At 48.1% G+C, this 24,814-nt stretch carries 26 protein-coding genes and 1 pseudogene; 25 read left to right on the forward strand and 2 right to left on the reverse strand.

Annotated features, from left to right (window positions below):
- Positions 1-148 precede the first annotated feature (148 nt).
- The 14 genes from DN062_RS00385 to DN062_RS00450 all read left to right on the forward strand — a co-directional run bounded on the left by DN062_RS00385 (position 149) and on the right by DN062_RS00450 (position 16,704).
- On the forward strand, positions 149-1,336 hold the full coding sequence (locus tag DN062_RS00385; protein ID WP_112156575.1) for an acetyl-CoA C-acyltransferase family protein: 1,188 nt from the start codon (positions 149-151) through the stop codon (positions 1,334-1,336).
- A gap of 36 nt (positions 1,337-1,372) precedes the next feature.
- Entirely contained in the window at positions 1,373-2,470 is a 1,098-nt protein-coding gene (locus DN062_RS00390) for a WD40/YVTN/BNR-like repeat-containing protein (RefSeq protein WP_112156576.1), read from the forward strand.
- Positions 2,467-4,845 (forward strand): efflux RND transporter permease subunit, encoded by a 2,379-nt coding sequence (locus DN062_RS00395; protein WP_112156577.1) that lies wholly within the window; start codon positions 2,467-2,469, stop codon positions 4,843-4,845. The genes DN062_RS00390 and DN062_RS00395 overlap by 4 nt, the downstream gene beginning before the upstream one ends.
- A gap of 95 nt (positions 4,846-4,940) precedes the next feature.
- Positions 4,941-5,513, forward strand: a complete 573-nt coding sequence (locus DN062_RS00400) for a hypothetical protein (RefSeq protein WP_112156578.1) — start codon at positions 4,941-4,943, stop codon at positions 5,511-5,513.
- 169 nt (positions 5,514-5,682) lie between these two features.
- Positions 5,683-7,482 carry an acyl-CoA dehydrogenase C-terminal domain-containing protein gene (locus DN062_RS00405; protein WP_112156579.1) on the forward strand — a complete coding sequence of 600 codons (1,800 nt, stop codon included), beginning with the start codon at positions 5,683-5,685 and terminating at the stop codon, positions 7,480-7,482.
- A 15-nt stretch (positions 7,483-7,497) separates the two neighbouring features.
- Complete coding sequence (locus DN062_RS00410; protein WP_338039950.1) at positions 7,498-7,923, forward strand: SCP2 sterol-binding domain-containing protein; 426 nt, start codon at positions 7,498-7,500, stop codon at positions 7,921-7,923.
- 101 nt (positions 7,924-8,024) lie between these two features.
- The gene (locus DN062_RS00415) at positions 8,025-9,695 is read left to right on the forward strand and encodes an AMP-binding protein (RefSeq protein WP_112156580.1); all 1,671 of its coding nucleotides are present in this window, start codon (positions 8,025-8,027) and stop codon (positions 9,693-9,695) included.
- A gap of 22 nt (positions 9,696-9,717) precedes the next feature.
- Complete coding sequence (locus DN062_RS00420) at positions 9,718-10,287, forward strand: DUF2889 domain-containing protein (protein WP_112156581.1); 570 nt, start codon at positions 9,718-9,720, stop codon at positions 10,285-10,287.
- 4 nt (positions 10,288-10,291) lie between these two features.
- Complete coding sequence (locus DN062_RS00425; protein ID WP_239995640.1) at positions 10,292-11,059, forward strand: enoyl-CoA hydratase/isomerase family protein; 768 nt, start codon at positions 10,292-10,294, stop codon at positions 11,057-11,059.
- Positions 11,060-11,320: 261 nt separating this feature from the next.
- Positions 11,321-12,073, forward strand: a complete 753-nt coding sequence (locus DN062_RS00430) for an electron transfer flavoprotein subunit beta/FixA family protein (protein WP_112156582.1) — start codon at positions 11,321-11,323, stop codon at positions 12,071-12,073.
- The gene (locus tag DN062_RS00435) at positions 12,070-12,999 is read left to right on the forward strand and encodes an electron transfer flavoprotein subunit alpha/FixB family protein (RefSeq protein ID WP_112156583.1); all 930 of its coding nucleotides are present in this window, start codon (positions 12,070-12,072) and stop codon (positions 12,997-12,999) included. The genes DN062_RS00430 and DN062_RS00435 overlap by 4 nt, the downstream gene beginning before the upstream one ends.
- Before the next feature lie 27 nt (positions 13,000-13,026).
- On the forward strand, positions 13,027-15,177 hold the full coding sequence (gene fadB, locus DN062_RS00440; RefSeq protein WP_112156584.1) for a fatty acid oxidation complex subunit alpha FadB: 2,151 nt from the start codon (positions 13,027-13,029) through the stop codon (positions 15,175-15,177).
- A gap of 13 nt (positions 15,178-15,190) precedes the next feature.
- A complete protein-coding gene (gene fadA / locus DN062_RS00445; protein WP_112156585.1) occupies positions 15,191-16,366 on the forward strand; it encodes an acetyl-CoA C-acyltransferase FadA in 1,176 nt (391 codons plus the stop codon).
- A 113-nt stretch (positions 16,367-16,479) separates the two neighbouring features.
- Entirely contained in the window at positions 16,480-16,704 is a 225-nt protein-coding gene (locus DN062_RS00450) for an addiction module protein (RefSeq protein ID WP_112156586.1), read from the forward strand.
- Between the two features lie 173 nt (positions 16,705-16,877).
- Here DN062_RS00450 and DN062_RS00455 read toward each other — a convergent pair whose 3' ends face one another.
- Complete coding sequence (locus tag DN062_RS00455) at positions 16,878-17,120, reverse strand: DUF1127 domain-containing protein (RefSeq protein ID WP_112156587.1); 243 nt, start codon at positions 17,118-17,120, stop codon at positions 16,878-16,880.
- Between the two features lie 219 nt (positions 17,121-17,339).
- On the opposite strand from DN062_RS00455, the gene DN062_RS00460 reads away from it, so the two are divergent.
- Positions 17,340-18,332, forward strand: coding sequence for a LysR substrate-binding domain-containing protein (locus DN062_RS00460; RefSeq protein WP_112156588.1), 993 nt, complete (start codon positions 17,340-17,342; stop codon positions 18,330-18,332).
- 91 nt (positions 18,333-18,423) lie between these two features.
- Here the strand turns inward: DN062_RS00460 and DN062_RS00465 are convergent, their stop codons facing one another.
- Positions 18,424-19,290, reverse strand: coding sequence for a DNA ligase (locus DN062_RS00465; RefSeq protein WP_112156589.1), 867 nt, complete (start codon positions 19,288-19,290; stop codon positions 18,424-18,426).
- Positions 19,291-19,490: 200 nt separating this feature from the next.
- Between DN062_RS00465 and DN062_RS00470 the strand changes: the two genes are divergently transcribed.
- The 10 genes and pseudogenes from DN062_RS00470 to DN062_RS00515 all read left to right on the forward strand — a co-directional run bounded on the left by DN062_RS00470 (position 19,491) and on the right by DN062_RS00515 (position 24,738).
- Positions 19,491-19,889, forward strand: a complete 399-nt coding sequence (locus DN062_RS00470; protein ID WP_239995662.1) for a LysE family translocator — start codon at positions 19,491-19,493, stop codon at positions 19,887-19,889.
- Positions 19,890-20,015: 126 nt separating this feature from the next.
- On the forward strand, positions 20,016-20,438 hold the full coding sequence (locus DN062_RS00475) for an NUDIX hydrolase (RefSeq protein WP_112156590.1): 423 nt from the start codon (positions 20,016-20,018) through the stop codon (positions 20,436-20,438).
- Between the two features lie 88 nt (positions 20,439-20,526).
- On the forward strand, positions 20,527-20,670 hold the full coding sequence (locus DN062_RS18660) for a hypothetical protein (protein WP_193483864.1): 144 nt from the start codon (positions 20,527-20,529) through the stop codon (positions 20,668-20,670).
- A 40-nt stretch (positions 20,671-20,710) separates the two neighbouring features.
- Complete coding sequence (locus DN062_RS00485) at positions 20,711-21,196, forward strand: thioesterase family protein (RefSeq protein WP_112156591.1); 486 nt, start codon at positions 20,711-20,713, stop codon at positions 21,194-21,196.
- 30 nt (positions 21,197-21,226) lie between these two features.
- Positions 21,227-21,918 (forward strand): annotated as a pseudogene (locus tag DN062_RS00490) (aspartate/glutamate racemase family protein).
- Between the two features lie 83 nt (positions 21,919-22,001).
- Complete coding sequence (locus tag DN062_RS00495; protein WP_162301223.1) at positions 22,002-22,316, forward strand: helix-turn-helix domain-containing protein; 315 nt, start codon at positions 22,002-22,004, stop codon at positions 22,314-22,316.
- Positions 22,300-23,538, forward strand: coding sequence for a type II toxin-antitoxin system HipA family toxin (locus DN062_RS00500; RefSeq protein WP_112156593.1), 1,239 nt, complete (start codon positions 22,300-22,302; stop codon positions 23,536-23,538). Before DN062_RS00495 ends, DN062_RS00500 begins: the two co-directional genes overlap by 17 nt.
- A 357-nt stretch (positions 23,539-23,895) precedes the next feature.
- Positions 23,896-24,015 carry a transposase gene (locus DN062_RS19265; RefSeq protein ID WP_112156594.1) on the forward strand — a complete coding sequence of 40 codons (120 nt, stop codon included), beginning with the start codon at positions 23,896-23,898 and terminating at the stop codon, positions 24,013-24,015.
- Between the two features lie 272 nt (positions 24,016-24,287).
- Positions 24,288-24,464 (forward strand): YodC family protein, encoded by a 177-nt coding sequence (locus DN062_RS00510; RefSeq protein WP_112156595.1) that lies wholly within the window; start codon positions 24,288-24,290, stop codon positions 24,462-24,464.
- A gap of 4 nt (positions 24,465-24,468) precedes the next feature.
- Complete coding sequence (locus tag DN062_RS00515; protein WP_112156596.1) at positions 24,469-24,738, forward strand: DUF6953 family protein; 270 nt, start codon at positions 24,469-24,471, stop codon at positions 24,736-24,738.
- Positions 24,739-24,814 lie beyond the last annotated feature (76 nt).

The following is a 24,814-nucleotide window of genomic DNA, read 5'->3' on the forward strand; positions in this document are numbered from 1 at the left end:
TTTTAAGCAGACCACCGTGAGCTTCGTCCGAAGCTGAACTATATTGTCAGGTATCCTGGAGTCTTCTGTTATTGCAGCAAACGCTGGGTCAAGGGATGCTAATAGATAAATTAGCCGTCAGTTTTACAGAAAATAAAAAGGTAATGTTATGGCGAAGCAGGATATTTATGTGGTCTCGGCTGTCAGAACGGCAATCGGTGCGTTTGGTGGTGGCTTAAAAGACCAAGCATCTGTTGATCTAGCGGGAAAAGTGGTTGCGGAAGCGGTTGCCCGTGCAGGAATTGAACCGGAGCACATAGGCCACAGTGTCTTTGGCAATGTTGTGCCAACCGAGCGCCGTGATTTGTATATGGCACGCGTGGCGGCGCTGCTGGGCGGTTTGCCGGCAACAACCCCCGCACTCACCGTCAACCGTTTGTGTGGCAGTGGATTGCAAGCGATTATTTCAGCGGCACAGCAGCTTGAGTTAGGTGTTTGCCAGGCGGCCGTTGCAGGTGGTGCCGAGTCCATGAGTCGAACAAACTATTGGATGCCTGCCGCTCGTTGGGGACAGCGTATGGGCGATGGTGCGGTGCTGGACTCCATGGTCGGAGCGCTCACCTGTCCTATTGAAAATGTACACATGGGAATAACGGCTGAAAACATCGCTGAGAAATGGAATATCAGTCGCGAAGATCAAGATTTGTTGGCCATGCAAAGTCATCAGCGTGCACAAGCAGCGGTTGAAGCGGGGCATTTTAAAGAGCAGATTCTGCCAATCCTGATTAAGGGGCGCAAAGGCGATGTTGTCTTTGATCAGGATGAGCATATTCGGATGAATTGCACGCTAGAGGATATGGCGAAACTAAAGCCTGTCTTTAAAAAAGACGGCAGCGTGACGGCCGGTAATGCATCGGGTTTGAATGATGCCGCTGCCGCTGTGGTGTTAGCAACCTCCGACGAGGTCGAGCGTTCAGGATTGAAGCCAATGGCTCGACTCGTTTCCTATGCCTTTGCTGGCGTTGAGCCTAAGTATATGGGCATAGGCCCTGTTCCAGCGGTTAAAAAATTGCTGGATAATGCAGAGCTTGAAGTGGGTGATATTGATCTTTGGGAGATAAATGAAGCCTTTGCTGCTCAAGCTTTGGCTGTTGTCAGGGACTTAAATCTCCCGAACGAGCGTGTAAATCCAAACGGAAGTGGAATTTCGTTAGGGCATCCGATAGGTGCAACAGGTGCTGTGATTACGGTTAAGGCCCTGTATGAACTGCAGCGGATCAAAGGACGTTATGCCGTTGTGACCATGTGTATTGGCGGTGGGCAAGGAATTGCTGCTTTATTTGAGCGAGTTGAATAGGCTCGTTTTTCCAATCTGAACAACAAGAACAATCAGATGATCAAACATAAATTATGCACGTTCGTTATGGTCAGCATCCTATTAGGGCTGCTGCCTTTTTCTTCTCAAGCAGGATTACCTGATCGTCTCGAACAGCCTGCACGGCAATCTGATGCTGCCAAGAGTGTTATGTTGCTTGATGTTGCGCGGTCTGGAGAGAATCTAGTTGCCGTTGGTGATTTAGGCATCATTTTAATCTCTTTTAATGAAGGCCGCGACTGGCAACAGGTGAACAGCCCTGTCAGCACGTTATTAACGGCGGTGTTTTTCCAAGATGACCAGGGCTGGATTACTGGGCACGATGGCGTGTTATTGGCCTCTAAAGATGCGGGTTTAACCTGGGAGAAGGTCTTAGATGGACATTTAATTAATGCCCTCTTGCTTGAAGATGCCCAGAGTAAGCTCCAGTCATTGCAAGCCGACGCCTATACAGACGCCATGGACATTGAAGACGCCGAATTCGATCTCGAAGATGCCGAAGTGGCAATGGAAGAAGGCCCTGTGAATCCTCTGCTTGATGTTCTATTCACCTCGGCACAAACAGGGGTTGTGATCGGCGCCTATGGCTTGGCGTTATCCAGCGACGATGGCGGCCAGACCTGGACCTCCTTTGCAGATCGTTTACCCAATCCAGACCGACTGCATTTAAATGCTCTGCTGCAAGTGGATGATCAGTTGTACATTGCAGGTGAGGCGGGTTTACTGTTGAAGTCCTATGATCAGGGACAATCATGGCAGAGTTTACCGTCTCCCTATGAGGGATCGTTTTTTGCGTTGGTTCAGCATCAAGATGAATTGTTCGCTTTAGGGTTGAGAGGGAATCTATTTAGTAGTCATGACGCAGGTTATCAATGGAGCCCTGTTCATGTCGAGCCGACAGTGAGTTTTCTAGGTGCCGACAGTCATGAAGGCGTTTTGGCGATTACCGGGCTCGGAGGAACGCTATTATTGGGGCAGGATTCACATGAATTGGTGGTGCAACCTTTAAATACTCGTCGACACTTCAACTCGGTGATTGCAACTGAACAGGGTTGGATTCTAGTGGGTGAGCAGGGGGTGTTTTTGTCCAATCGCGCTAAGGAGTTAGCACAATGAGTCGTTTTACAGACTTACTCTTGTTGCCTATTAAAGGGTCGGAGCAACTGGCTGAACGTGTTTTATTCCATCATCGTTTAAAAGTCCTGTTTGTGTTTGCATTGATCACTCTGGTATTAACTTGGCAGGCGGTTCAGATCCGACCTGACGCCAGTTTTGTGAAAATGATACCTGCAAGCCATCCCTATGTTGAAAACTACTTAACCTATCAAGACGATTTATCTGGCTTGGGCAATAGCGTGCGAGTGGCGGTTGCGAATCAACAGGGTGATATTTTTGATGCGGAGTTTCAGGCCGTATTGCAACGTGTCACGGACGAGCTCTTTTTCATTCCGGGTGTAGACCGAGCGGCGCTTCAGTCCATTTGGACGCCGAATGTGCGTTGGACAGAAGTGACAGAGGAAGGGTTTGTCGGTGGTCCGGTTATCCCTCCTGATTACGATGGTTCTCTCGAAAGCCTGCAGGAGTTACGGCTAAATGTTTTGCGCTCAGGGCAAGTTGGACGCTTGGTTGCCAATGACTTCCGTTCAGCAATTGTTGAGGTGCCACTCTTTGATTTTGACCCTGAAAGCGGTGATCGTCTTGATTATCGGGCGCTGTCTGAGCGCTTGGAAACGCTTGTTAGGGATCAATATCAAACGGAGCAAGTGACAATACATATTACGGGCTTTGCCAAAATAGTCGGTGATTTAATTGAGGGTGCTTATCAGGTCGCTGTGTTTTTTGCCTTGGCGATATTGATTACGCTGGTGTTACTCTATCTCTATTCTAGAAGCATTAACGGCACACTCATTCCGCTGATTTGTTCGTTAATTGCCGTCATCTGGCAGCTAGGCCTACTGAATGCTTTGGGGTACGGTATTGATCCTTACTCCATGCTTGTTCCTTTCCTAGTGTTTGCCATTGCGGTCAGCCATGGTGTGCAGATTGTAAACTCCATACGTTTGGAAAGTCTCAAAAACCCAGACAAATGGCACGCAGCACGTAGTGCCTTCCGAATCCTGTATATCCCAGGTTTAACGGCACTGGTTTCGGACGGTATTGGCTTCTTTACCTTGATGGTCATTGATATTCAGGTGATACAAGAGTTAGCGGTTGCCGCATCCTTGGGGGTTGCCGTCATTATTTTGACGAACCTACTGCTGTTGCCCTTGTTGATGTCTTATGTGGGTGTTGGTAATCGTGCGATTGAGTATGCTCAACAGCAATCCGATAAGGGAGCTGAACGTTGGAGGGTGCTGACGTGGTTTACCACGAAAAAAGGAGCGGTTACGGCGCTGAGTGTCGCGTTAGTGATGACGGTAGTGGGTTTTTATGCGGCTCGTGATCTGCAAATTGGTGATTTGGATAAAGGTGCGCCAGAGTTGCGTGAGGATTCACGTTATAACCTTGATAATGCCTTCATTACTGATAACTACTCGACCTCAAGTGATGTCTTTGTTGTCATGGCTGTTACGGCAGCTGAGCAATGCAGTGCCTTTGAAACCTTATCTTCCGTTGAGCGTTTCCAGCATCATATGCAATCCGTACCGGGTGTGCAGTCCAGTATCTCTCTTGCTGATTTGTCAAAGCGTATTACTTCTGGTTTGAATGAAGGGAACCCGAAGTGGCGCTCCGTCAGTCGTAATCAATTCGTCATCAATGCCTCGTTGGCCTATGTCCCCGGTGGCCTGATGAATGCTGATTGCTCGTTGCTGCCAGTGATTATTTTCTTGGATGATCATAAAGCCCATACCTTGCAGGAGGTGAGTGCTGCCGCACAGGCATTTGCAGATTCTTATAACGATGAGTCACTTCAATATGTTTTGGCGGCCGGAAATGCTGGCTTTGAAACAGCCACGAATCAGGTGATTGCACGAGCTCAGTACGAGATGCTGGCTTGGGTGTATGGCGTTGTCAGCCTTTTGTGTTTGCTGACGTTTCGTTCCGTTAAAACCGTATTGTGCATTATTCTGCCTTTGGCACTTACCTCTCTGCTATGTCAGGCCTTAATGGCACAGCTTGGAATTGGTGTTAAGGTGGCGACTTTGCCGGTTATTGCCTTGGGTGTCGGCATCGGGGTCGATTACGGCATCTATATTTACTCACGCCTTAGCAGTTATTTGGCAAGTGGCATGAATTTAACGGATGCCTACTTCGAAACCCTGAAAACAACTGGGAAGCCTGTTGCCTTTACTGGATTAACACTGGCAATTGGTGTGGTTCTTTGGGTGTTTTCACCGATTAAATTCCAAGCAGATATGGGGATTCTTCTCACCTTTATGTTCTTATGGAATATGCTGGGTGCGCTTATCTTGCTACCTGCCTTAACGGCGTTGCTAAAGCCTCATCCTGCATTGACCTCTGGACCGGAAGTGTACGACTCTCAACGATAAATACACGTGCAATTGCCAAGGACGGCACCTGTCCAAAGGGGATCTAGGCCTGTTACACTTCGATTTTTAGATGAATACATATCAAGGAGTGGAACATGAAACAGTGGCTAGTCAGTACGTTTGCGGTTTGCATGCTTTTGGTTTTTGGATCGGCATCTGCGCAAATGACCACCTTAGATCCTCAGTCCATCGATGCTTATCTCAACAGTTTGCCGAAGGTTGAAGCTCTAGGACGCAAACTGGAAAATGAGGGGAAGGGCGATGCCTGGCTTAAAGAGGTTACCCCTGAAATAGGTCAAAACTTCAATCCGCATCAACAGGGTGTCACCTTACTTAGTCAAGAAGAACCCGATGCGTATCAAGAGTTGACACAGATTATTCGTCAACATAACTTTACCAGTGCTGAGCGTTGGGCAGAAGTCGGTGACCGAATCATTCTTGCCTATGGGGCATTGAAAGCGGAATCTGAAAGCCCTGAAATGTTTGCCATGGCCGCTGAGTTTGACAGCGTGAATCCGCAGATGCTGCAGATGTTGCCTCCTGAGATACGTCAGCAGGTGGAGCAAGCGATGCAAATTGTACGTGCGTTTGCACAGGTGTCTGATTCCGATAAACAACAGGTTCGCCCTTTTTTGTCACGGATAGATACCGTCCTTTCACAATACTAATTCTAATATTATGGCCTTTATTCAGCACTTGAATTAAACCTAAGCTAGGTTTAGAGCAAATTTGTCACTAAATCTGGCAGCTTTTGTTATTGGTACTTTTGGATAATTCGTCCATGCTTAATGCCAAGTACAGTTGTACACAATAACGATAAAAGTGAGGTTGCAAATCATGGCTGAATACAAGGCTCCTTTGCGCGATATGCAGTTCGTGTTAAATGAAGTGCTACATATGGACGCGCATTATCAACAATTACCCGGTTGCGAAGAGGCAACACCAGATATGGTGTCAGCAATCTTAGAAGAAGGTGCAAAGTTCGCTGAGCGCGTTTTGTCGCCTTTAAACCAAGTGGGTGATCAAGAAGGGTGTCAATATCAGGATGGTGAAGTTAAAACACCGACTGGCTTCAAAGAAGCCTACGCCGCTTTTGTTGAAGGTGGTTGGCCATCACTAGCGCATGACCCTGAATGGGGTGGTCAGGGTCTGCCGGAATCCTTAGGTATTGTCATTAACGAGATGGTCGGTACCGCTAACTGGGCTTGGAGTATGTATCCAGGGCTGAGCCACGGTGCAATGAATACACTGGATGCCCATGGTACAGAAGAACAGAAGCAAACCTATTTAACCAAACTTGTTTCAGGCGAGTGGACGGGGACCATGTGTCTGACCGAGCCACACTGCGGAACAGATTTGGGCATGTTAAGAACCAAGGCTGAACCCCAAGCCGACGGTAGCTATAAAATTACCGGCACTAAGATTTTCATTTCGGCGGGTGAGCACGATTTAACCGATAACATCGTTCACATTGTATTGGCACGTCTACCTGATGCTCCAGCGGGCACCAAAGGCATTTCATTGTTTATCGTGCCTAAGTTCTTGCCAAATGCGGCGGGAGGCGTGGGTGAGCGCAATGCACTGAAGTGCGGCTCTATTGAACATAAAATGGGTATTCATGGAAACTCAACCTGCGTTATGAACTTTGATGGCGCGACGGGCTTCCTGATAGGCCCTGCCAATAAAGGGTTGAACTGTATGTTTACCTTTATGAACACGGCACGAATTGGCACCGCGCTTCAGGGTCTAGCTCATGCAGAGTGGGGCTTCCAAAACTCATTGGTGTACGCAAAAGACCGTTTGCAAATGCGCGCATTGAGCGGCGTGAAAAATCCAGATGGAGCAGCCGATCCCATTATCGTGCACCCGGCTGTACGCAACATGCTGCTCACGCAAAAAGCCTTTGCCGAGGGTGGACGTGCCCTTATTTACTTTGCGGCACAACAGGTGGATCGTTCTGCGTTGTCCGAGTCTGCAGAGGAGAAGCAAGAAGCCGAAGATTTATTGTCCTTGTTAACGCCGATTGCGAAAGCCTTTTTGACAGAAGTGGGCTTTGAATCCGCTAATCATGGTTTGCAGGTTTTTGGTGGCCATGGTTATATTGCTGAGTGGGGCATGGAGCAAAACGTCCGCGATTGTCGCATTTCAATGCTGTATGAGGGGACCTCACAAATTCAAGCATTGGACTTGCTGGGTCGTAAAATTCTGATGAGTCAGGGTGAGTTGCTCAAGCGTTTTACCAAAATGATTCACAAGTTCTGTCAGGCACACGAGGGCAGTGCGGCGATGGAGCCGTATACTAAAACCCTGGCTGGCTTGAACAAAGAGTGGGGTGAGTTGACCCTGAAAGTGGGCATGAAAGCCATGCAGAACCGTGAGGAAGTCGGTGCTGCTGCGATGGATTACCTCATGTATTCAGGTTACATCACGCTGGCATGGTTGTGGGCGCGTCAGGCTGAAGTGGCTCATAATGCATTGGCTGCAGGGACATCTGAAGAAGCCTTCTATAAAGCCAAATTGGCAACGGCTCGCTTCTATTATGATCGTTTACTGCCAAGAACAAAAATGCATGCAGATGTCATGTTGTCGGGTGCAGATAATTTGTTGGCATTAGATTCTGAACACTTTATTTTTTAAGTCGAGCATGTTGCGATGAAAAAACTGTTCAGAACAAAAGCAGGCCAAAAAGTGTTATCGGCCGCATTAAGTCTTAATGCGAAACGGTACACATCTAAAAAACAATCGAATGAAGGTGGAAGCATGGCGGATTTAAATGCAATTTTTACAGCAATGGGCGATCGTTTTAATGCACAAGCCGCAGGCTCTTTAGAGGCCGTGTTTCAATATCAAATTGAAGATGGTGAACCTTGGTTTGTAGCGATATCAGAAGGTGTATGCCAGATTAATCAAGGTGAGCATGATGATCCCAGTGTTACCTTGACCATGGCGTCGGATACCCTAGAAGAAGTAATGAGTGGTGAAACAGATGGAATGCAAGCCTTCATGACTGGGCGTATCAAAGCGGATGGCGATATCATGCTGGCCACACGCTTGACCTCTATTTTTCCGGTTGCGTAAATGCAGAAATGGCGTTGGTTTGTCCCTAAGAAGACGAATCAACGCCTTCGTCTGTTAAATAGATGTTGTTTCAAGATAACAATAAAAGTCAGGATCTTCTTATGGACATACAGCGTGGGACGACCATTCCAAGCGATTTAAATCCTTCGGGCTATACCAACATTAACGAAGTGTTTGAGCACACCTGTAAAAAATACGCACAGAAGCCAGCCTTCACCAGTTTTGGCAAAACCTTGTCTTATCAAGAATTGAAGCATTATGCTGATGCATTTGCCGTATATCTCCAAAAAGAAACAGACTTAAAACCCGGTGACCGCATCGCCATACAGTTGCCTAACTTGATTCAATACCCAGTTGTTTTATTTGGTGCAATTAAAGCAGGTTTGGTGATTGTTAACACGAATCCGCTGTACACCCCTCGTGAAATGGAGCATCAGTTCAACGACTCGGGCGCTAAAGCCCTAGTTATTTTCAAAAACATGGCCAGTAATGCAGAAAAAATTCTGCATAATACTCAAATAAAACATGTTTTTGTTACTCAGATTGGTGATTTGCATGGGTTCTTTAAGCGCCATTTATTGAACAACGTTGTTAAGTATGTCAAAAAAGCCGAGCCTCCTTTCAATATACCTAACGCCCTTGAGTTACGTGATGTCTTGTCGCGCTATGCAGGTCAACAGCCCACATCCGTTGAGGTGAAAACAGCTGATATTGCCGTTTTGCAATACACGGGTGGAACGACTGGATTGTCAAAAGGTGCTGTGTTAAGTCATGGAAACCTAGTGTCGAACATGGTTCAGGGACATCATCTTATTAATCAAGCGCCATCGGGTTGGGCGGATACGGCAATTGCACCTTTGCCTCTCTACCACATTTATGCCTTTACACTGTCTCTGATCATTATGGACTGCGGTGGTCACAGCGTGCTCATTGCCAACCCACGTGACTTGGATGGGTTCATTAAAGAGATGAAAAAGTGGAAAACCTCGGCTTTCATGGGGTTAAACACTTTGTTTATAGGGCTTTGCAACAAACCTGAATTTAAAGATGTCGACTTTAGCCAGTTTAAAATTACGATTTCCGGAGGCTGTGCATTAACCTTAAAAGCCGCTGAAATGTGGAAAAGTATTACAGGCAGTCAAATCATGGAAGGGTATGGTTTAACAGAAACCTCACCAGCTGTGTCGATTAACTCACCGCGTGATATTCGTTTAGGCACGATAGGTCAGCCGTTAAAACATACAGAGGTGATAATTGTAAATCCGGATGGAGAACATCTTTCTGATGGCGAGGTGGGCGAGCTATGTGTTAAAGGGCCTCAAGTAATGGTAGGCTATTGGCAGCGCGAACGTGAAACGGAAGCCAGCTTTACTGATGATGGCTACTTCATGACAGGAGACATAGCTGTACGTGATTCTGAAGGGTTTTTACGCATTGTTGATCGTGCCAAAGATATGATTCTTGTATCGGGTTTTAACGTGTACCCAAATGAAATTGAGGACGTTTTTTCGTTGCATCCCGATATTTTAGAGTGCGCGGCAGTATCCATGCCAGACGAGCACAGCGGTGAGTCTGTCAGGCTTTTTGCGGTGGCAAAAGATCCCGAGATTAAACCTAGCGTGAAAGAATTAAAAGAATGGTCTAAGGATCAATTGACGCGTTATAAAATCCCTAAAGACATCGTGTATGTCAGTGAGCTACCGAAGACGAACGTTGGCAAAGTGTTGCGTCGGCAACTAAAAGAGCAATTTAAATCAGATCAAGCGGCCTAGAGCCATGCCAGGAGAGTAAACAATGCCATTGTCCAAGCCCGTTAAAAGACGCTTAAGTCACCGTCGCACGATTGTTTGTGAAGGCTACGAACGGGACGATGGATTGTGGGATATTGAAGGACGAATGGTCGATGTAAAAAGTGACAATGTCGAGAATCAAGAACGTGGTGGCTACGTTGCAGCGGGTGAAGCCTTTCATGACATTCGTATGCGCTTGACCATTGATCAGAGCTTCCTGATTCATCAGGTTGAGGCCAGTATGGACGCAACGCCTTTTCAGATGTGTCCTGGCATCGTCAGCCATTATAAGCGTTTAGAAGGGACTCGGATTGGACGTGGTTGGCATAAGCAAGTGCAAGCACTGACAGGTGGTGTTGAAGGCTGTACTCATCTGAATGAGTTGTTAAAGCCTTTGACAACAACCGCCGTGCAAACGCTTTGGCCAAAGGCGTCTGAGTCACAAGCGAAGACAGGTGCCAAAGGGATGCTCAATACCTGCCATACCTGGGCTGAGTTTTCCCCGGCGATTGCCAAGTATCAACCCCATTTATTCGTCCCCCATCAACAATTGACAGAAACACAGGATCAATAATCAGATGATGTCACAAAACCCTATTTTAAAAGAACAAAAAGGGAAGGTGTTGTTGCTGACGTTTAACCGACCTGAAAAGAAAAATGCACTGACGCAAGAAATGTACGAACAAATGACGCAGGCCCTGAATGATGCTGCTGACGCGCAAGATGTGCATGTTGTCGTGATGACTGGGCAGGGTTCTGACTTCAGTGCGGGCAATGATATTGCGGGATTTGTAGCAGCCGTACAAGACCCTGAGCGAATCTCTATTCCTTTGCATTTTTTACAAGCTTTATCTGCTTTTCCGAAACCTTTGGTGGCAGCTGTTAGTGGTGTTGCCATTGGTATTGGCACCTCAATGCTGCTCCATTGTGATTTGGTGTATGCCGATGACACTGCACGTTTTCAGTTGCCTTTTACTCGCATGGGGCTAGTACCTGAAGGCGGAACAAGCTTGCTGATGCCCATGCATCTAGGGCATCGCCAAGCATTTGAACTGCTTGTCTTGGGTGAGGCCTTTTCTGCTGAAAAAGCCGCTCAGGTGGGTTTAATTAATCAAGTGGTTCCCTCTACCTCTTTGTTAAGCCTAGCCTTGGAAAAAGCACAGACATTGAGTGAGATGGGGCCAGAGGCTGTTCGTCAGAGCAAAGCGATGATGAAGGAATATGTCTCAGCTGAGTTAGCTCAAGTGTTGACAACTGAAGTTAGGGCGTTCGCCGCTCGCTTGTCGTCTAGTGAAGCCCAAGCCGCATTTGCGACGTTTATGTCAAAGAAAACAGCCGTCGCTTGATTGTTCAAACCTTTACACTATTCTTCTTTCATCTCTATTTTGACGCAAGCTCGGGCCAGTGTAAGGTGGCCTGAGCGTAAGCGTCATACTTCTGCTAATCTATTTTAAGCGCATTTTTTGAGCCTGATTACAGGTGATTGTTATACGGGTAGCCTGCTGCTGATGTATTTTGTCATGGATATGGGTGATTTTTGTTATTGAGGAAATCTGTATCTCGACTAGTATTGTTAGCCATATAGAACAACAAGAATAGGAGTTGTGATGAAACTACTCGTCGCCGTAAAACGCGTTATCGACTATAACGTGAAAGTCCGTGTAAAGGCCGATCGCTCAGATGTGGATCTGGCCAATGTCAAAATGGCCCTCAACCCCTTCTGTGAAATCGCGGTGGAAGAAGCCGTGCGCTTAAAAGAACAGGGCGTTGCTTCGGAAGTGGTGGTGGTCTCTATTGGTGGCAAAGCCTGTCAGGAACAGCTGCGTACGGCCTTGGCGCTGGGCGCGGATCGTGCCATTCAAGTTGAAGCCCCAGACAGCCCCGATGCGCTATCGGTGGCGCGTATCCTTGCCAAGATTGCGGAAACTGAACAGCCAGGTCTGATTCTACTAGGCAAGCAAGCCATCGATTCTGACAACAACCAAACCGGTCAAATGCTGGCGGCCTTGCTGAACCGCCCACAGGCCACCTTTGCCTCCGAAGTTAAGGTTGAAGGTGAGCATCTGCTGGTGACACGAGAAGTGGACGGTGGTTTGCAAACACTAAAGCTCACACTGCCGGCTGTCGTAACCACTGACTTGCGTTTGAATGAGCCACGCTACGCATCCTTGCCGAATATTATGAAAGCCAAGAAAAAGCCTTTAGAGGTTAAAACCGCTGAAGACTTAGGCGTAACGGTCGGCAGCAAGATTCGCTTATTGGGCGTTGAGCCACCGGCGGAACGCAGTGCCGGGATTAAAGTCGGGTCTGTCGCAGAATTAGTTGAAAAACTTCGGAATGAAGCCAAGGTGATCGCATGAGTATTTTAGTCCTTGCAGAGCATGATAATCAGTCATTAAAGCCCGTCACTCTGAGTGTAATTGCCGCCGCAAAGGCCATAGGTGCAGACGTAACGCTGCTGGTGGCTGGCCATCAGTGTGGTGAGGTTGCTGAGCAAGCTGCTCAGGTTGTTGGGGTGCAAAAAGTACTGCTGGCCGATGCGCCTGCGTATGCCCATCAGTTGGCGGAAAATGTGAGCCAGTTACTCCTGGAGCAGGCACAAGGTTGCAGCCATGTCTTGGCAGCGGCAACCACTACGGGTAAAAACGTCCTGCCACGCGTTGCCGCCTTGCTCGGCGTGAATCAAGTGTCCGATGTACTGGCAATCGAGGCCCCTAATCGCTTCAAGCGTGCGATTTATGCGGGTAATGCGATTGCTCAGGTTGAGTCTGATGAGTCTGTGCAAGTGTTGACCATTCGTGGCACCGCCTTTGATCCGGTCGCCGCAACGGGCAACAGTGCCACGATTGAGCGCGTAGACTCAGTGTTTGAAAGCGCAGATGTCAGCTTTAGTCATGAAGCCTTGGCAAAATCCGATCGCCCCGAACTGACGGCGGCCAGTATTGTTGTGTCGGGCGGACGTGGCTTGGGCAATGGCGAGAATTTCGACATGCTGTACAAGGTGGCTGATAAATTGGGTGCGGCTGTGGGTGCTTCGCGGGCAGCCGTGGATGCGGGTTATGTTCCCAACGATATGCAGGTGGGGCAGACGGGTAAGTTGGTCGCGCCGGAGCTGTACATTGCGGTGGGTATTTCAGGTGCGATTCAGCACTTAGCCGGGATGAAGGATTCAAAAGTGATCGTAGCGATCAACAAAGATGAAGAAGCCCCGATATTCCAAGTGGCCGATTATGGACTGGTGGCGGATCTGTTTGAGGCCGTTCCCGAGTTAGAAGCAAGTCTTTAAACAGATCTCAAAGACAGGAGAGTGCGAATGATTTTTCAAGGTAAAGCAATACGCGCAAGTGAGATTGAAGGTGGCTTTGTTGAGGTCACATTTGACTTGCAAGGTGACAGTGTTAATAAACTCAACCAAATGACCCTAGCTGAGCTACGTGACGTCGTCACCCAGCTATCACAGATGACTGACGTGAAAGGGGCGTTGTTCAGCAGTGCAAAAGACTGCTTTATTGTCGGGGCCGATATTACTGAATTCAGCCAAATGTTTGATCAAAGTGAAGAGGCCATTGTCGAGCATTTACTGTCTCTACATGAAATCTTCAACACCATTGAAGATTTGCCATTTCCAACAGTGACGGCAATCAATGGCGTTGCGTTTGGTGGCGGTTTTGAACTGTGTTTGTCCACGGATTTCCGTGTAATGGGTCAGGCTGCGAAAGTCGGCCTGCCAGAAGTTAAACTCGGTATTTATCCAGGTTGGGGTGGAACTGTGCGCCTTCCGCGCTTGATTGGTGTCGATAACGCCAATGAGTGGATTTGTGGTGGATCTGATAAGCGCGCCGATGCGGCTTTGAAAGACGGTGCCGTTGATGCCGTCGTTGCTCAAGACGCTGTGCGTGAGGCAGCATTGGATCTTTTGGCTAAAGCAGCTGAAGGTGTGTTTGATTATCAAGCGCGCCGTACTGAAAAAACCACCGCGATCAAGCTCAATGCAATTGAGCAAATGATGGCGTTTGAGTCTGCTAAGGGCTTTATTGGTGGCAAAGCAGGTCCGCATTATCCCGCTCCTTTAGCGGCATTAGGCGCGATTCAGAAAAGTGCCAATATGACCCGCGATAAGGCCATTCAAGTCGAAGCGAAAGGCTTTGCGAAACTGGCAACCAATAGTGTCACACGTGCATTGGTCGGTTTGTTCTTAAAAGATCAGTACATCAAAAAGGTCAGTAAGCAATACGAAAAAGATGCCGCACCTGTAACAAAAACCGCGGTGCTGGGTGCAGGAATTATGGGCGGGGGCGTTGCTTACCAGTCTGCCTCTAAGGGTGTTCCGATCCTGATGAAGGATATTAATGACAAGGCCTTGCAGCTTGGACTGGATGAAGCGACGAAGCTTCTGAATGGACAGATTAAGCGTGGCAAAATGGATGCCCAGCAAATGGCGAAGGTGTTGACTCAAATTACACCCACGCTGAGCTATGGTGACTTTGACCGTGTAGACCTTGTTGTTGAGGCAGTGGTCGAAAATGCCAAGGTTAAAGCCAGTGTTTTAGCTGATGTTGAAAAAGCAGTATCACCCGACACCATTCTGACGTCTAATACTTCAACCATCTCAATCACTGAATTGGCCAAATCCTTAGAGCGTCCTGAAAACTTCTGTGGTATGCACTTTTTTAACCCCGTGCACAGAATGCCGTTGGTCGAAGTCATTCGTGGCGAGAAATCGTCTGAAGTGGCTATTGCGCGGACAGTGGCCTATGCCAAGGCCATGGGTAAGACGCCGATTGTCGTCAATGACTGCCCAGGCTTTTTAGTGAATCGTGTCCTGTTCCCGTATTTTGCAGGCTTTAGCTTGCTGCTTCGTGATGGCGCTGATTTTGTTCAGGTCGATAAGGTCATGGAGCGTTTCGGCTGGCCAATGGGACCTGCCTATTTACTTGATGTTGTAGGCATCGACACAGGGCATCATGCCGACAGTGTGATGGCTCAAGGCTTCCCAGACCGTATGGGGCATGAGGGTGAGAATGCAATTGATCGCCTGTACCAACTGCAACGTTTTGGTCAAAAGAACAACAAAGGTTTTTACCGTTACGAGCTAGACCGTCGTGGTAAGCAAGTGAAAGTGCTGGATGATGAAGTGCCTGCATTATTGGAGGGTGTGGTTGGAGCCTCACGCGAATTTAGTGAAGACGAGATCATTGCCCGCATGATGATCCCCTTGTGCATCGAGACGGTTCGTTGCTTGGAAGATGGGATCGTCGCGACCCCAGCAGAAGCCGATATGGGCTTAATATATGGAATAGGTTTCCCTCCATTCCGTGGTGGTGCTTTGCATTACTTGGATGAAATGGGTTTGCAGGCCTTCGTAGACATGGCCGCTCCCTATGCAGATCTTGGCGCGTTGTATCAACCGACCGAGAAAATGAAGCAGATGGCCGCTAACGGCGAAACCTATTTTGGCAAGTAATGGAGGAAGGATCATGAATTTAAAACCCAATGATGCAGTAATTGTGGATGCGGTTCGTACGCCAATGGGGCGCTCCAGAGGCGGCTCCTTCCGTAATGTGCGTGCAGAGTCTTTATCTGCAGCCGTTATGCAGGGTATTTTGGCACGAAACCCAGGTCTGAACCCTGCGGATATTGATGACATTATCTGGGGTTGTGTTAACCAAACCCTAGAGCAAGGTTTTAACATCGGCCGTAATGCGGCGGTGATTGCGGGTATTCCCCACACGGTTGCCGCTCAAACCGTTAACCGTCTATGCGGCTCGTCCATGGCGGCCATGCACACGGCTGCGGCTTCTATCATGGCTGGTGTCGGTGATGTCTATTTAGTGGGTGGTGTTGAGCACATGGGGCATGTCGACATGACCCACGGTGTCGATATCAACCCAGAGGCGTCAAAGCATGTGGCAAAAGCGGCAATGCTGATGGGCGTGACGGCTGAAATGCTCGGTAAAATGAACGGCATTTCTCGCCAGATGCAAGACGAGATGGGCGCTCGCTCGCACCGTTTAGCCTATGAAGCACGTTTGCAGGGGCGTTTCGATAAAGAAATTATCCCCGTTGAAGGGCACGACGAAAAAGGTTTTAAGTCCTTGCTGACTTACGACGAAGTTATTCGTCCAGAAACTACAGTCGAAACACTGGGTCAACTGAAGCCAGTCTTTGTACCCAAGGTCGGCACAGTGACTGCAGGTACCTCTTCTGCTTACTCAGATGGTGCGTCTGCTATGTTAATGATGTCAGCAGCGAAAGCCGAGGCACTGGGTTTGACCCCAAGAGCGCGGATTGTCAGCCTTGCGGTTGCTGGCTGTGACCCTTCAATCATGGGCTTTGGTCCAGTACCAGCAACTCAAAAAGCCTTGAAAACGGCTGGCTTAACAATTGATGATATTGATTATGTCGAGCTGAACGAGGCATTTGCCGCACAAGGTTTGGCTGTACTCAAAAATCTTAAGCTGTTGGATAAGATGGATGATAAAGTGAACCTGAATGGCGGTGCGATTGCCTTAGGCCATCCGCTAGGATGTTCAGGTACGCGCATCAGTACAACGTTATTGAATGTACTGGAAGCAAAACAAGGTCAGTTTGGATTAGCAACCATGTGTATCGGCATGGGGCAGGGCATCTCAACGATCATTGAGCGTATTTAACTATTCGTTTTGAATAGGGTTAAGTAAAGAGAGAGGCGTAGCCTCTCTTTTTTTGTCTAGTGAAGCTGGCAAAGTTCAGCTACATACACCTGACCACAAGCAGAGGTGGAGACATGAACACAAAGCAATTAATAGATGAAGCAGTGTCACTTCCGGTTGAAGAAAGTGCCTTGGTTGTGGGTTCACTGTTGCGTAATCTAAATCATCCAGAATCTGAGATAGACAAACAATGGTCAATGGAAGCGAAACGGCGTCTTTCTGAACTCAGATCTGGTCATGTTGCAGTAATTCTAGGAAATGAAGTATTTAACAAAGTTTGGAGCAAGTTTAAGAAATGAACTTTTCATTATCTGTTAGTCTTGTGCGTGACAGGCTTACAGCAAACTGCTCAAGGGCACTTCCTTCGGTCGTCTGCTGAGACTTTACCATTAGCTCCTTAAGGGGGGCTTGGAGCAATAGAGAAGGTAAATAGACTCGGACAGCAAGAAGCACCCTCATTTACAGTTCATAATCACTTCCATAGTGGTTTGTTGACTTCCTGCTCTACGTCGGCGGCGGTTAGTCCTATGTCTTCCAGTTGCGCTTTATCTAGCTGTCTGAGTTTACGTCTGGTACGTGAGTTACGGATGATTTTTTTGAAGATCGCTTTCCATGGTTTTTCGTTTAGATTTTCTAATGTTGATTTGCAGCTGTTGTGTGTATCCAAGTGGTTGCTTTTGATGATGCTCATTTCGTCTGATGTGCATGCTTTCATGGTGTTTCTCCTTTTGTTAGTCTGCTTGATTACGGGGTAAAATCCTTTAATGGCTATAGTGTATTTGGAGGACTCAGTGCTTTTATCGTTAAGGGATCTAGACCTGACCGCCTTTAGTGATCGTCTTCTTTAGATACATGATCAGCTATTCAATGCTGTGCGACAAACGAGAAATAATGGTTTATAGTTAAGAAAATCTTATTTATAAAGAGGCCGTCTATGTCTTCTAGTCGTGCTTTACCACCGCTTAAATCCTTACAAGCATTTCGTTATGCGGCCCAAACGTTGAGCTTTAAGAGGGCGGCGGAGTCTCTTTTTGTCACGCAGGCGGCGGTGAGTCAGCAGATTAAAACCTTAGAGCAGGCGTTGGGGGTGGCGTTGTTTGAACGGCACACCCGCCAAGTGGTACTGACGGCAGAAGGGCAGTATTTATTTGAGTATGTTGAGAAGGCGTTTGGCTTATTGGAAGAGGGGGTCAAAGGGATTATGGAGGACCCGAATCCCAATACCTTGGTAATCAGTACGGTACCGTCGTTTTCCAACCGTTGGCTGGTGTCGCGTTTGGGTGGTTTTCAAGCTCAGGAGCCGGAGATTAATCTTCGGTTGAGCCCAAGCATTGATTTATCAACTTTTGCAGACAGTGATTTGGACTTATGTATTCGCTTAGGCCGAGGCGAGTATGCGGGGCTGACTTCACAGTTGTTATTCAGAGAGTATTTGGTATTGGTGTGTCATCCATCAATGATTCATATGGGCGAGCCAATTAGGGCGCAGTTACTCAATATTCCAATCATTACCGATACAGGGCCGGATGTTCAACATGTGTGGCCTGTGTTGCAGCGATTTTTAGACCTTTACGATATGCCGATGAAGTCGCATTTGCATGTGGAGGATTCGACCTCTTTGATGGAGGCGTTGTTGTCCCGCCAAGGGTTGGCGATGATGCGTTATAGTTTGGTGTATGAACAGATTGAAAAAGGGCAGCTTATTTGCCCGCTGCCCATTTATATGAAGTCCCAGTATGACTTTTACCTTGTCGCACCTGCCCCTCATTTTAAGTATCAAAAGGTGATGGCGTTCAAACGCTGGATTGAAGATGAAGTGAAGGTCATTGATGTATCCTGGAAGACATATTTAAAGATGCATCCCGATATGCAAGAGGTTAGGCAAGCGGACGCAGACTGCGTTCGCACCGTTGTTAAAGGGTGTTAATTTTAACAATTTATTGCCACAGCCGGAGCGCTTGCAGTCGCGTGCGAAAGGGGAGGCTCCGTCTCGGGTGCGGCTCCCAACCCTCTGGGCACTATTCAGGATGGTGATCATCCCGAATCCTTAAAAAACTGGTAAAACGGGGTAGACCCTTATTGGTGTAGCCGTGGTATTTATAGGTTATTGTACTGCCGATAGGCGGGGGATTAGCGCGTTCAGCATCAGTGAGTCCGCTGCCGACAGAGAATTCAATGCCTTGTTGATTACGCACTCGCAGAGCGCCCAGCATGCCAGTGTATTTGCCTCGTCCAGGTAAATGCGCAATCACCTCGGCTTCGGCATCAAAATACGGTTTTAGCTTCAATAACGCATCGTTTCTGCCGGGGCGATGGTGTGCACTGGCTAAATGCAGCATCAAGCCTTCCGCGCCGTTTTCAACAACAATCTGCAGATGTTCATTTAACGCTTGATTGGAATCAAAACGCAGCTGTTTTACGGCTTTAATATGCTCTGCATTTATCTGTTCTATTAAGTCAGTATAGTTTTTGTAACGCTGCTCAAAGGGAAGCTGGGCATCAGGCATGTCAAAAACCATATAACTAACTTGGCGCCATCGGCCATCGTTTACTGTTTGGGTGCGGATGATGCCACTTAGGGCTTCGAAATCCTGACGTTGTGTCCATAACTCACCATCCAGCCAAACCGAGGGTAAAGGCGCGGTGAACCAATTAGGCGCTGGTATTGGGTTGCCTTGTCGGGTCAGTAGTTGTTCACCTGTCCAGATAGCCCTTACACCATCATATTTTTCACTGACTAAATAGTCACTGATAGTGATGGCACTCTTCTGGTTATATACCTTTGCCAGTTGCACTTGTGCTGAGGATTTCACGGAGAATAGGGCACAAGCGCCAACACACAGAACAATAAAATAAACGAGAGGGAGTTTTGAGAATTTTGACATCATAGCATCCTTGCTTGTCAGTAAGTTACAGCGCTCCTGCGCTAGCGGTACGAATAGATTATAGCATTGGGAGTCATTTGATGTAGTGTATAAGTTATCGAATGCAAATTGTTTGAATAGGTGATTGAGTTCATCGATTTAAACAGTTAAAAGATTATAAAAGAGGGCGGGCTGTTGATGCTGAGGGTTTTGATTTCAGAATAAAAGTCGGCGGGGGGCTTTATCTACTTTGGCTTGCTTTTCAGTTATGGACTGCAGACCCATCTGACGCAGGGAACGAAGCGTTGGGTGGAAAAAGCCTATTTCAGTTGGCGAGGCAAGAGTTTCTCCTGGCGGCTGGCAACCCTAAGGCTATTTTGATTTTCACTGCCTTCTTGCCTCAGTTTGTTGACCCTACAGGCTCTATTGGATTCCAGTTCTTGATTTTAGGTGTGCTGTTTTTGATGCTTGAGTGGGTAGCAATAGCTGGGTATGCATTTTTTGGCAAAGCATTGCGTCATTGGTTATCTCGCCCCTCTATGCGTCGCTTGTTCAATAGAGTTTGTGCCGGACTGCTTGGTAGTGCTGGGATTGGACTTATACTGGCTCGTCGAGAATGAACTGCCGAAGCAATTAAATTCACTTCCCTGTAAGCGGGCTGAGGCCTCTGCTTCCACTGCTATGCCGCTTCGCCCCCTAAATATGGGCGTTTAAACATCAAAATCTTAAAGTGCGTAGCCTAACAAATGAAAAATATAAGAGCTAAATCTGTATGCGTATTTCGCAACCAAGGAAAGGTATTACTTGCCGAAAGCTTTGACCCTGCCAAGAACGAGAAATACCTATCACCTATCGGGGGTGGCATTGATTTTGGTGAAAAATCCAGGGACGCGGCTATCCGAGAAGTCAAAGAGGAGCTAGGTGAGGAAGTCGATCAATTAAAACTGCTTGGCGTTATTGAAAACCTTTTTATGTTTAATGGTCAGGAAGGTCATGAAATCGTTTTTATATACGAGGCAAGATTTAAGGACAGCGATATTTATCAAAAACATGTATTGCCCGGGATTGAGACAAGTGGCCACAGGTTTGAAGCTCGCTGGTATGACTTAAAGCACATCAAGAGTCGTGAGACACCGGTTTATCCACAAGGCATCATTGAAATGCTGTAATGAAACCTGGGCGCTGGCCAGCAAGATAGCAGCTAAATCCGGTAAAACCCTGCGCATCGGAAAAGAGGCCTTCTATAGGCAACTGGAGATGAGTGAACCTGAGGCCTATGTGCTGACCAGCGAGGTCATGGCAAAAAATCTGCAGATTGACGATGCGCGAGAAGGGATTTGGAGTCTGTTTGGCGACAGTCATAACTGCTGGTGGCGAATTGTATTCCACCCCGGGTTATGATTCGATCTCTGAATACAGATTTTTTTGAGGATACCGAAACATGTCTGAGCAGCTTCTCTTACTGGGTGAGGGCAAGGTACTGCCCGAGTGGATCGATTATAACCAGCATATGAATGTGGCGTATTATGTGCTGGCATTTGATCACGCCACTGATGCGCTGCTGGCTCATTTGGGGATGGATGCAGAGTATCCGGCACGAGAGGGTGGATCATCCTTTGCGCTCGAGATGCATGTCACCTATGACCGTGAGTTGCAGTGCGACGAGCCCTATCTGATCTATACGCAACTGCTGGATGCTGACAGCAAGCGCCTGCACTTTTTCCATCAGATGATCCACGCCACTGAAGGCTGGCTGGCCGCCACGAATGAGGTGATCACGATGCATGTCGGCATGGCAGAGCGTCGAGCAGCGGCTTTCCCGTCAGGGGTTCAAGAGCAGATTGATCAGCTGTTTGCAGCACATCAGAATCTGCCACGCCCAGACAACGCGGGCAGGGTGATTGGCATCCGGCGCAAATCTGAATGACTCTGCTTATATAAAAAACATGGAGAGACAATGAAAACGATCGGTTTATTGGGCGGCATGAGCTGGGAATCCACCGTTAGTTACTATCAGGCAATCAATCAGGGCGTCAAACAGGCGCTGGGTGGCCTGCACTCAGCCAAGGTGGTGCTTCACAGCGTCGATTTTGCAGAGATCGAAGCCCTGCAGCATCGTGGCGAATGGGATGAAACCGGACGAATTCTGAGCGAAGCAGCGCGCTCGGTTGAAGCGGGTGGTGCTGACTTTCTGCTGATCTGTACCAACACGATGCACAAGGTTGCCGATCAGATCCAGGCGGCTATCGATATCCCGATACTGCATATTGCCGATGCTACCGCCGAAGTGCTCAGGCAGGATGGGATTCAGCGAGTTGGGCTATTGGGCACACGCTTCACGATGGAGCAGCCCTTTTACCGCTCCCGACTGGAAGATCATTTCGGTATCGAGGTGCTGGTACCGGATGAGTCTGAACGTGATGATGTGCATCGCATCATCTACTCCGAACTGTGTCTGGGCAAGATCGAGTCCAGCTCACGCACACGTTATCTCGAGATTATCGCCTCACTTGAGCAGCGCGGTGCGCAGGCCGTCATCCTCGGCTGTACCGAGATTGCATTGCTGGTCAGCCCATCGGATACAACCCCCCCCTGTATGACACCACCGCGATTCATGCGGCCCGGGCAGTCAGAGAGGCGCTGTCTTAAGTTTCAGCGCCCATTTGCATCATGCACAAATGAATACTATAGTTTCCTTTAAGCGCTATAAGGAACACTATGGTATTCATTCTATGAAAAATCTGTCATCCCCGGCTGAAATTGCATTGCAGCAGTTAGGCGAACATCTTCAGATTGCGCGCAAGAGCCGGCGCTGGACGCAAGCAGAGGTTCAGGCTCGTACAGGATTATCACGCGTCACCATCCGCAGAATTGAACAGGGCTATCCTGGCGTGACGATGGGCAACCTGGCAACCCTGCTGGCACTCTACGGACGGGTGGAAGCGCTTGCTCATATCATCGAGCCGGAAAAGGACCTGCTCGCATTGAACTTTGATCTGCCACGCAGAATCCGGCAGAGCCGAAAAGAGTATGACAATGACTTCTGAGCATGACGAAATATTCAGCGCGTATGTATTCGTCGAGCTGCCCGATGAGGAGGAGTCAGTACTGGCAGGGCGGTTGATACTTGAGTCGCGACGCAGCGTCTTCTTTTACGGTAAGTCATACCTGAACCGGCCGGATGCGTTTGCATTTGACCCTATCAACCTGCCGCTGGTTAATACGCCACAGATATTTGCCGGGCAGAATCATATACCTGCCGTTCTGTTAGATGCAGGCCCAGATAACTGGGGCAAGCGTTTGATGTATACGCTGCACAAGCGCACGCCGCGCAACGCCGTTGAGGAACTGCTGGCAACACGCGGAGCCGGTGTGGGTGCATTGAGTTTTTCGCTCTCTCGTACCCGACCCAAATCCACCCCTGAGTTCGAGTCTTTAAAGCATTTGCTGGCTTTGGATAAAGGCATCAGTGATCTGTTGGAAAGCAACCTTCTGACGCCAGAAGTCGTCCGGCTTTTTGAACCGGGCTCATCCATGGGCGGGGCAAGGCCAAAGTCTGTTGTGCAGGATGAGACGGGAGCTTTATGGATTGCGAAGTTCAACAGACCAGAAGATCTGTTTGATCAGGCAGCCGCCGAGCAGATGTGTTATCTGATGATGAGAGACTGCGGTATCTATGCCTGCCAAACACGACTGATCAGAGCGGGTGGAAGGCATGTGCTGCTGGTCCGGCGATTTGATCAAACCGCGGCAGGACGACGTATACACTTTATCAGTGCACATGCGCTGATGTACCAGCCTCGAGTGCGGGTGGATGAAGTACCTGTTCAGTACGCATACCCGCGCCTGGCCAGCCTGATTGATCAGATTGGAGATAGGGCAGAACAGGATAAAACCGAACTGTTCCGCAGAATGGTTTTTAATATCCTGGTGGGCAACTCGGATGATCATCTGCGCAATCATGGGCTGCTGAAAAACATATCAGATCACCATTACCGCCTGACACCGGCCTACGATGTTGTTCCTCAGCCTGGCCAGTTTCAGCTTCAAGCGATAGGGGTGGGGCAGAAGGGGCGCGAAAGCTCACTTGAAAATGCGCTGTCTGCCTCCCAGCACTTTGGGCTTTCGACAACCCAGGCAGAAAGCATTATCAAAGATATCGCCAAAGTGACACGCCAGTGGCGAGACTATGCCGAGCAGGCAGAGTTGTCGGAAGCTGACTGTCGGGTATTGAGGGAGGTGTTGGAGGTGGATCGTGCTGTCAGATGAGAGCAGGCATGAATTCACTTATTCCAAGCCTATTCGCGCATTGCACCCACAAGAAAGATAGGGTAATTTCGTTCAGACAGTCAGACAACTGAGAGGTACCGACTTGCTGTGATGGAGCACCGGCCGGGCGGTAGCGTGTCTGATGGAGACCCGTACCTGCAGAGAACGTCCAAATGATTAGACCTTAGGCAGCGAATCACGCTGGGGTATTTGAAATAAAAAAGGCAGATGAGCCCTGATGGGGCTGTAGCATGCTGTAATTTTCTCGATTTTTTTGCTTGCACAATAAGGGTGACCATAGGTGTTAGCGCACACGGGGTCAGACAACGGCGTGGGATATAGAAGACCGATAGCCCGATGGAACGCCATATCTACTGCCAACGATTGAGTACCGTGGAACCTGTGTTTGGTAATCTGGAGAGCAATAAGGGACTGAATCGGTTTTTCTTAAGCGGCAGAACGAAAGTCAACGCATAGTGGTTGATCTATTGTCTGCTGAATAACATTGAGATGATCGCGACACAGGGGCAGCTCAGCAGTGTCACAGAGTGGCAACTGTTGCTGATATAAGGTGTGTTGAGCGCATTAAGTACTTAATACAGGCTGTTTGAATGGATGACTGAGATCATCGGTTCGAGCGGGGAATAGTTACCAGAAAGAAGGACGGGCCGTCGATGCTGGGAATTTTGATTTCAAAATGTCTAATCCACAGGCTCGTTAGGCTCACAAATTTATACAAGGAGAAATAGATGGCTAATCAATTTAATATAGGTGATATCGTCCAACTTAAGTCTGGTGGACCGAAGATGACTGTAACCCAGGTTCGGGATAAATATGTGTCAACTGCATGGTTTGCTGGTAGCAAAAAAGAAGATGGCATATTTCCAATGGAAGCAATTGTAATTTTTGAAGAGAAAGGGAAGTAAGAACATGCCAGCAACTGCTAAGAATGTCGCTCAATGGATGCTTGATGAGATCAACAATGGGAACTATCTCTATCAAGAACAAGCTGCTTATAGCATTTCAGAAATGTTCGGAGATGACTTCGTTTACTACAATGATAACGGTAACTTGGCTATTGAAAAAAATGTTCTTAATGTATTCAGGAAGTTGACAGATGATTCAGTCGTATGGTCTAGAAGCGAGAAAATGTGGAGACTCAGAGAGGATCATGATGAGCCAGGTCGCATGCAGTATTAAACCGGTGGCAATTCAGATCTGACCATGTCATCTGAAAGCCGCATGGTGGCTAGCCGCTAATCAACAGGAATTGCCG

It is taken from the genome of Nitrincola tibetensis, assembly GCF_003284585.1.
In the GTDB taxonomy this organism is placed as follows: Bacteria; Pseudomonadota; Gammaproteobacteria; order Pseudomonadales; family Balneatricaceae; genus Nitrincola; species Nitrincola tibetensis.

Coding starts and splice junctions, on each gene's coding strand:
- DN062_RS00385 (WP_112156575.1), top strand. CDS start 149: ATGGCGAAGCAGGATATTTATGTGGTCTCGGCTGTCAGAACGGCAATC.
- DN062_RS00390 (WP_112156576.1), top strand. CDS start 1,373: ATGATCAAACATAAATTATGCACGTTCGTTATGGTCAGCATCCTATTA.
- DN062_RS00395 (WP_112156577.1), top strand. CDS start 2,467: ATGAGTCGTTTTACAGACTTACTCTTGTTGCCTATTAAAGGGTCGGAG.
- DN062_RS00400 (WP_112156578.1), top strand. CDS start 4,941: ATGAAACAGTGGCTAGTCAGTACGTTTGCGGTTTGCATGCTTTTGGTT.
- DN062_RS00405 (WP_112156579.1), top strand. CDS start 5,683: ATGGCTGAATACAAGGCTCCTTTGCGCGATATGCAGTTCGTGTTAAAT.
- DN062_RS00410 (WP_338039950.1), top strand. CDS start 7,498: ATGAAAAAACTGTTCAGAACAAAAGCAGGCCAAAAAGTGTTATCGGCC.
- DN062_RS00415 (WP_112156580.1), top strand. CDS start 8,025: ATGGACATACAGCGTGGGACGACCATTCCAAGCGATTTAAATCCTTCG.
- DN062_RS00420 (WP_112156581.1), top strand. CDS start 9,718: ATGCCATTGTCCAAGCCCGTTAAAAGACGCTTAAGTCACCGTCGCACG.
- DN062_RS00425 (WP_239995640.1), top strand. CDS start 10,292: ATGATGTCACAAAACCCTATTTTAAAAGAACAAAAAGGGAAGGTGTTG.
- DN062_RS00430 (WP_112156582.1), top strand. CDS start 11,321: ATGAAACTACTCGTCGCCGTAAAACGCGTTATCGACTATAACGTGAAA.
- DN062_RS00435 (WP_112156583.1), top strand. CDS start 12,070: ATGAGTATTTTAGTCCTTGCAGAGCATGATAATCAGTCATTAAAGCCC.
- fadB (WP_112156584.1), top strand. CDS start 13,027: ATGATTTTTCAAGGTAAAGCAATACGCGCAAGTGAGATTGAAGGTGGC.
- fadA (WP_112156585.1), top strand. CDS start 15,191: ATGAATTTAAAACCCAATGATGCAGTAATTGTGGATGCGGTTCGTACG.
- DN062_RS00450 (WP_112156586.1), top strand. CDS start 16,480: ATGAACACAAAGCAATTAATAGATGAAGCAGTGTCACTTCCGGTTGAA.
- DN062_RS00455 (WP_112156587.1), bottom strand. CDS start 17,120: ATGAAAGCATGCACATCAGACGAAATGAGCATCATCAAAAGCAACCAC.
- DN062_RS00460 (WP_112156588.1), top strand. CDS start 17,340: ATGTCTTCTAGTCGTGCTTTACCACCGCTTAAATCCTTACAAGCATTT.
- DN062_RS00465 (WP_112156589.1), bottom strand. CDS start 19,290: ATGTCAAAATTCTCAAAACTCCCTCTCGTTTATTTTATTGTTCTGTGT.
- DN062_RS00475 (WP_112156590.1), top strand. CDS start 20,016: ATGAAAAATATAAGAGCTAAATCTGTATGCGTATTTCGCAACCAAGGA.
- DN062_RS18660 (WP_193483864.1), top strand. CDS start 20,527: ATGAGTGAACCTGAGGCCTATGTGCTGACCAGCGAGGTCATGGCAAAA.
- DN062_RS00485 (WP_112156591.1), top strand. CDS start 20,711: ATGTCTGAGCAGCTTCTCTTACTGGGTGAGGGCAAGGTACTGCCCGAG.
- DN062_RS00495 (WP_162301223.1), top strand. CDS start 22,002: ATGAAAAATCTGTCATCCCCGGCTGAAATTGCATTGCAGCAGTTAGGC.
- DN062_RS00500 (WP_112156593.1), top strand. CDS start 22,300: ATGACAATGACTTCTGAGCATGACGAAATATTCAGCGCGTATGTATTC.
- DN062_RS19265 (WP_112156594.1), top strand. CDS start 23,896: ATGGAACGCCATATCTACTGCCAACGATTGAGTACCGTGGAACCTGTG.
- DN062_RS00510 (WP_112156595.1), top strand. CDS start 24,288: ATGGCTAATCAATTTAATATAGGTGATATCGTCCAACTTAAGTCTGGT.
- DN062_RS00515 (WP_112156596.1), top strand. CDS start 24,469: ATGCCAGCAACTGCTAAGAATGTCGCTCAATGGATGCTTGATGAGATC.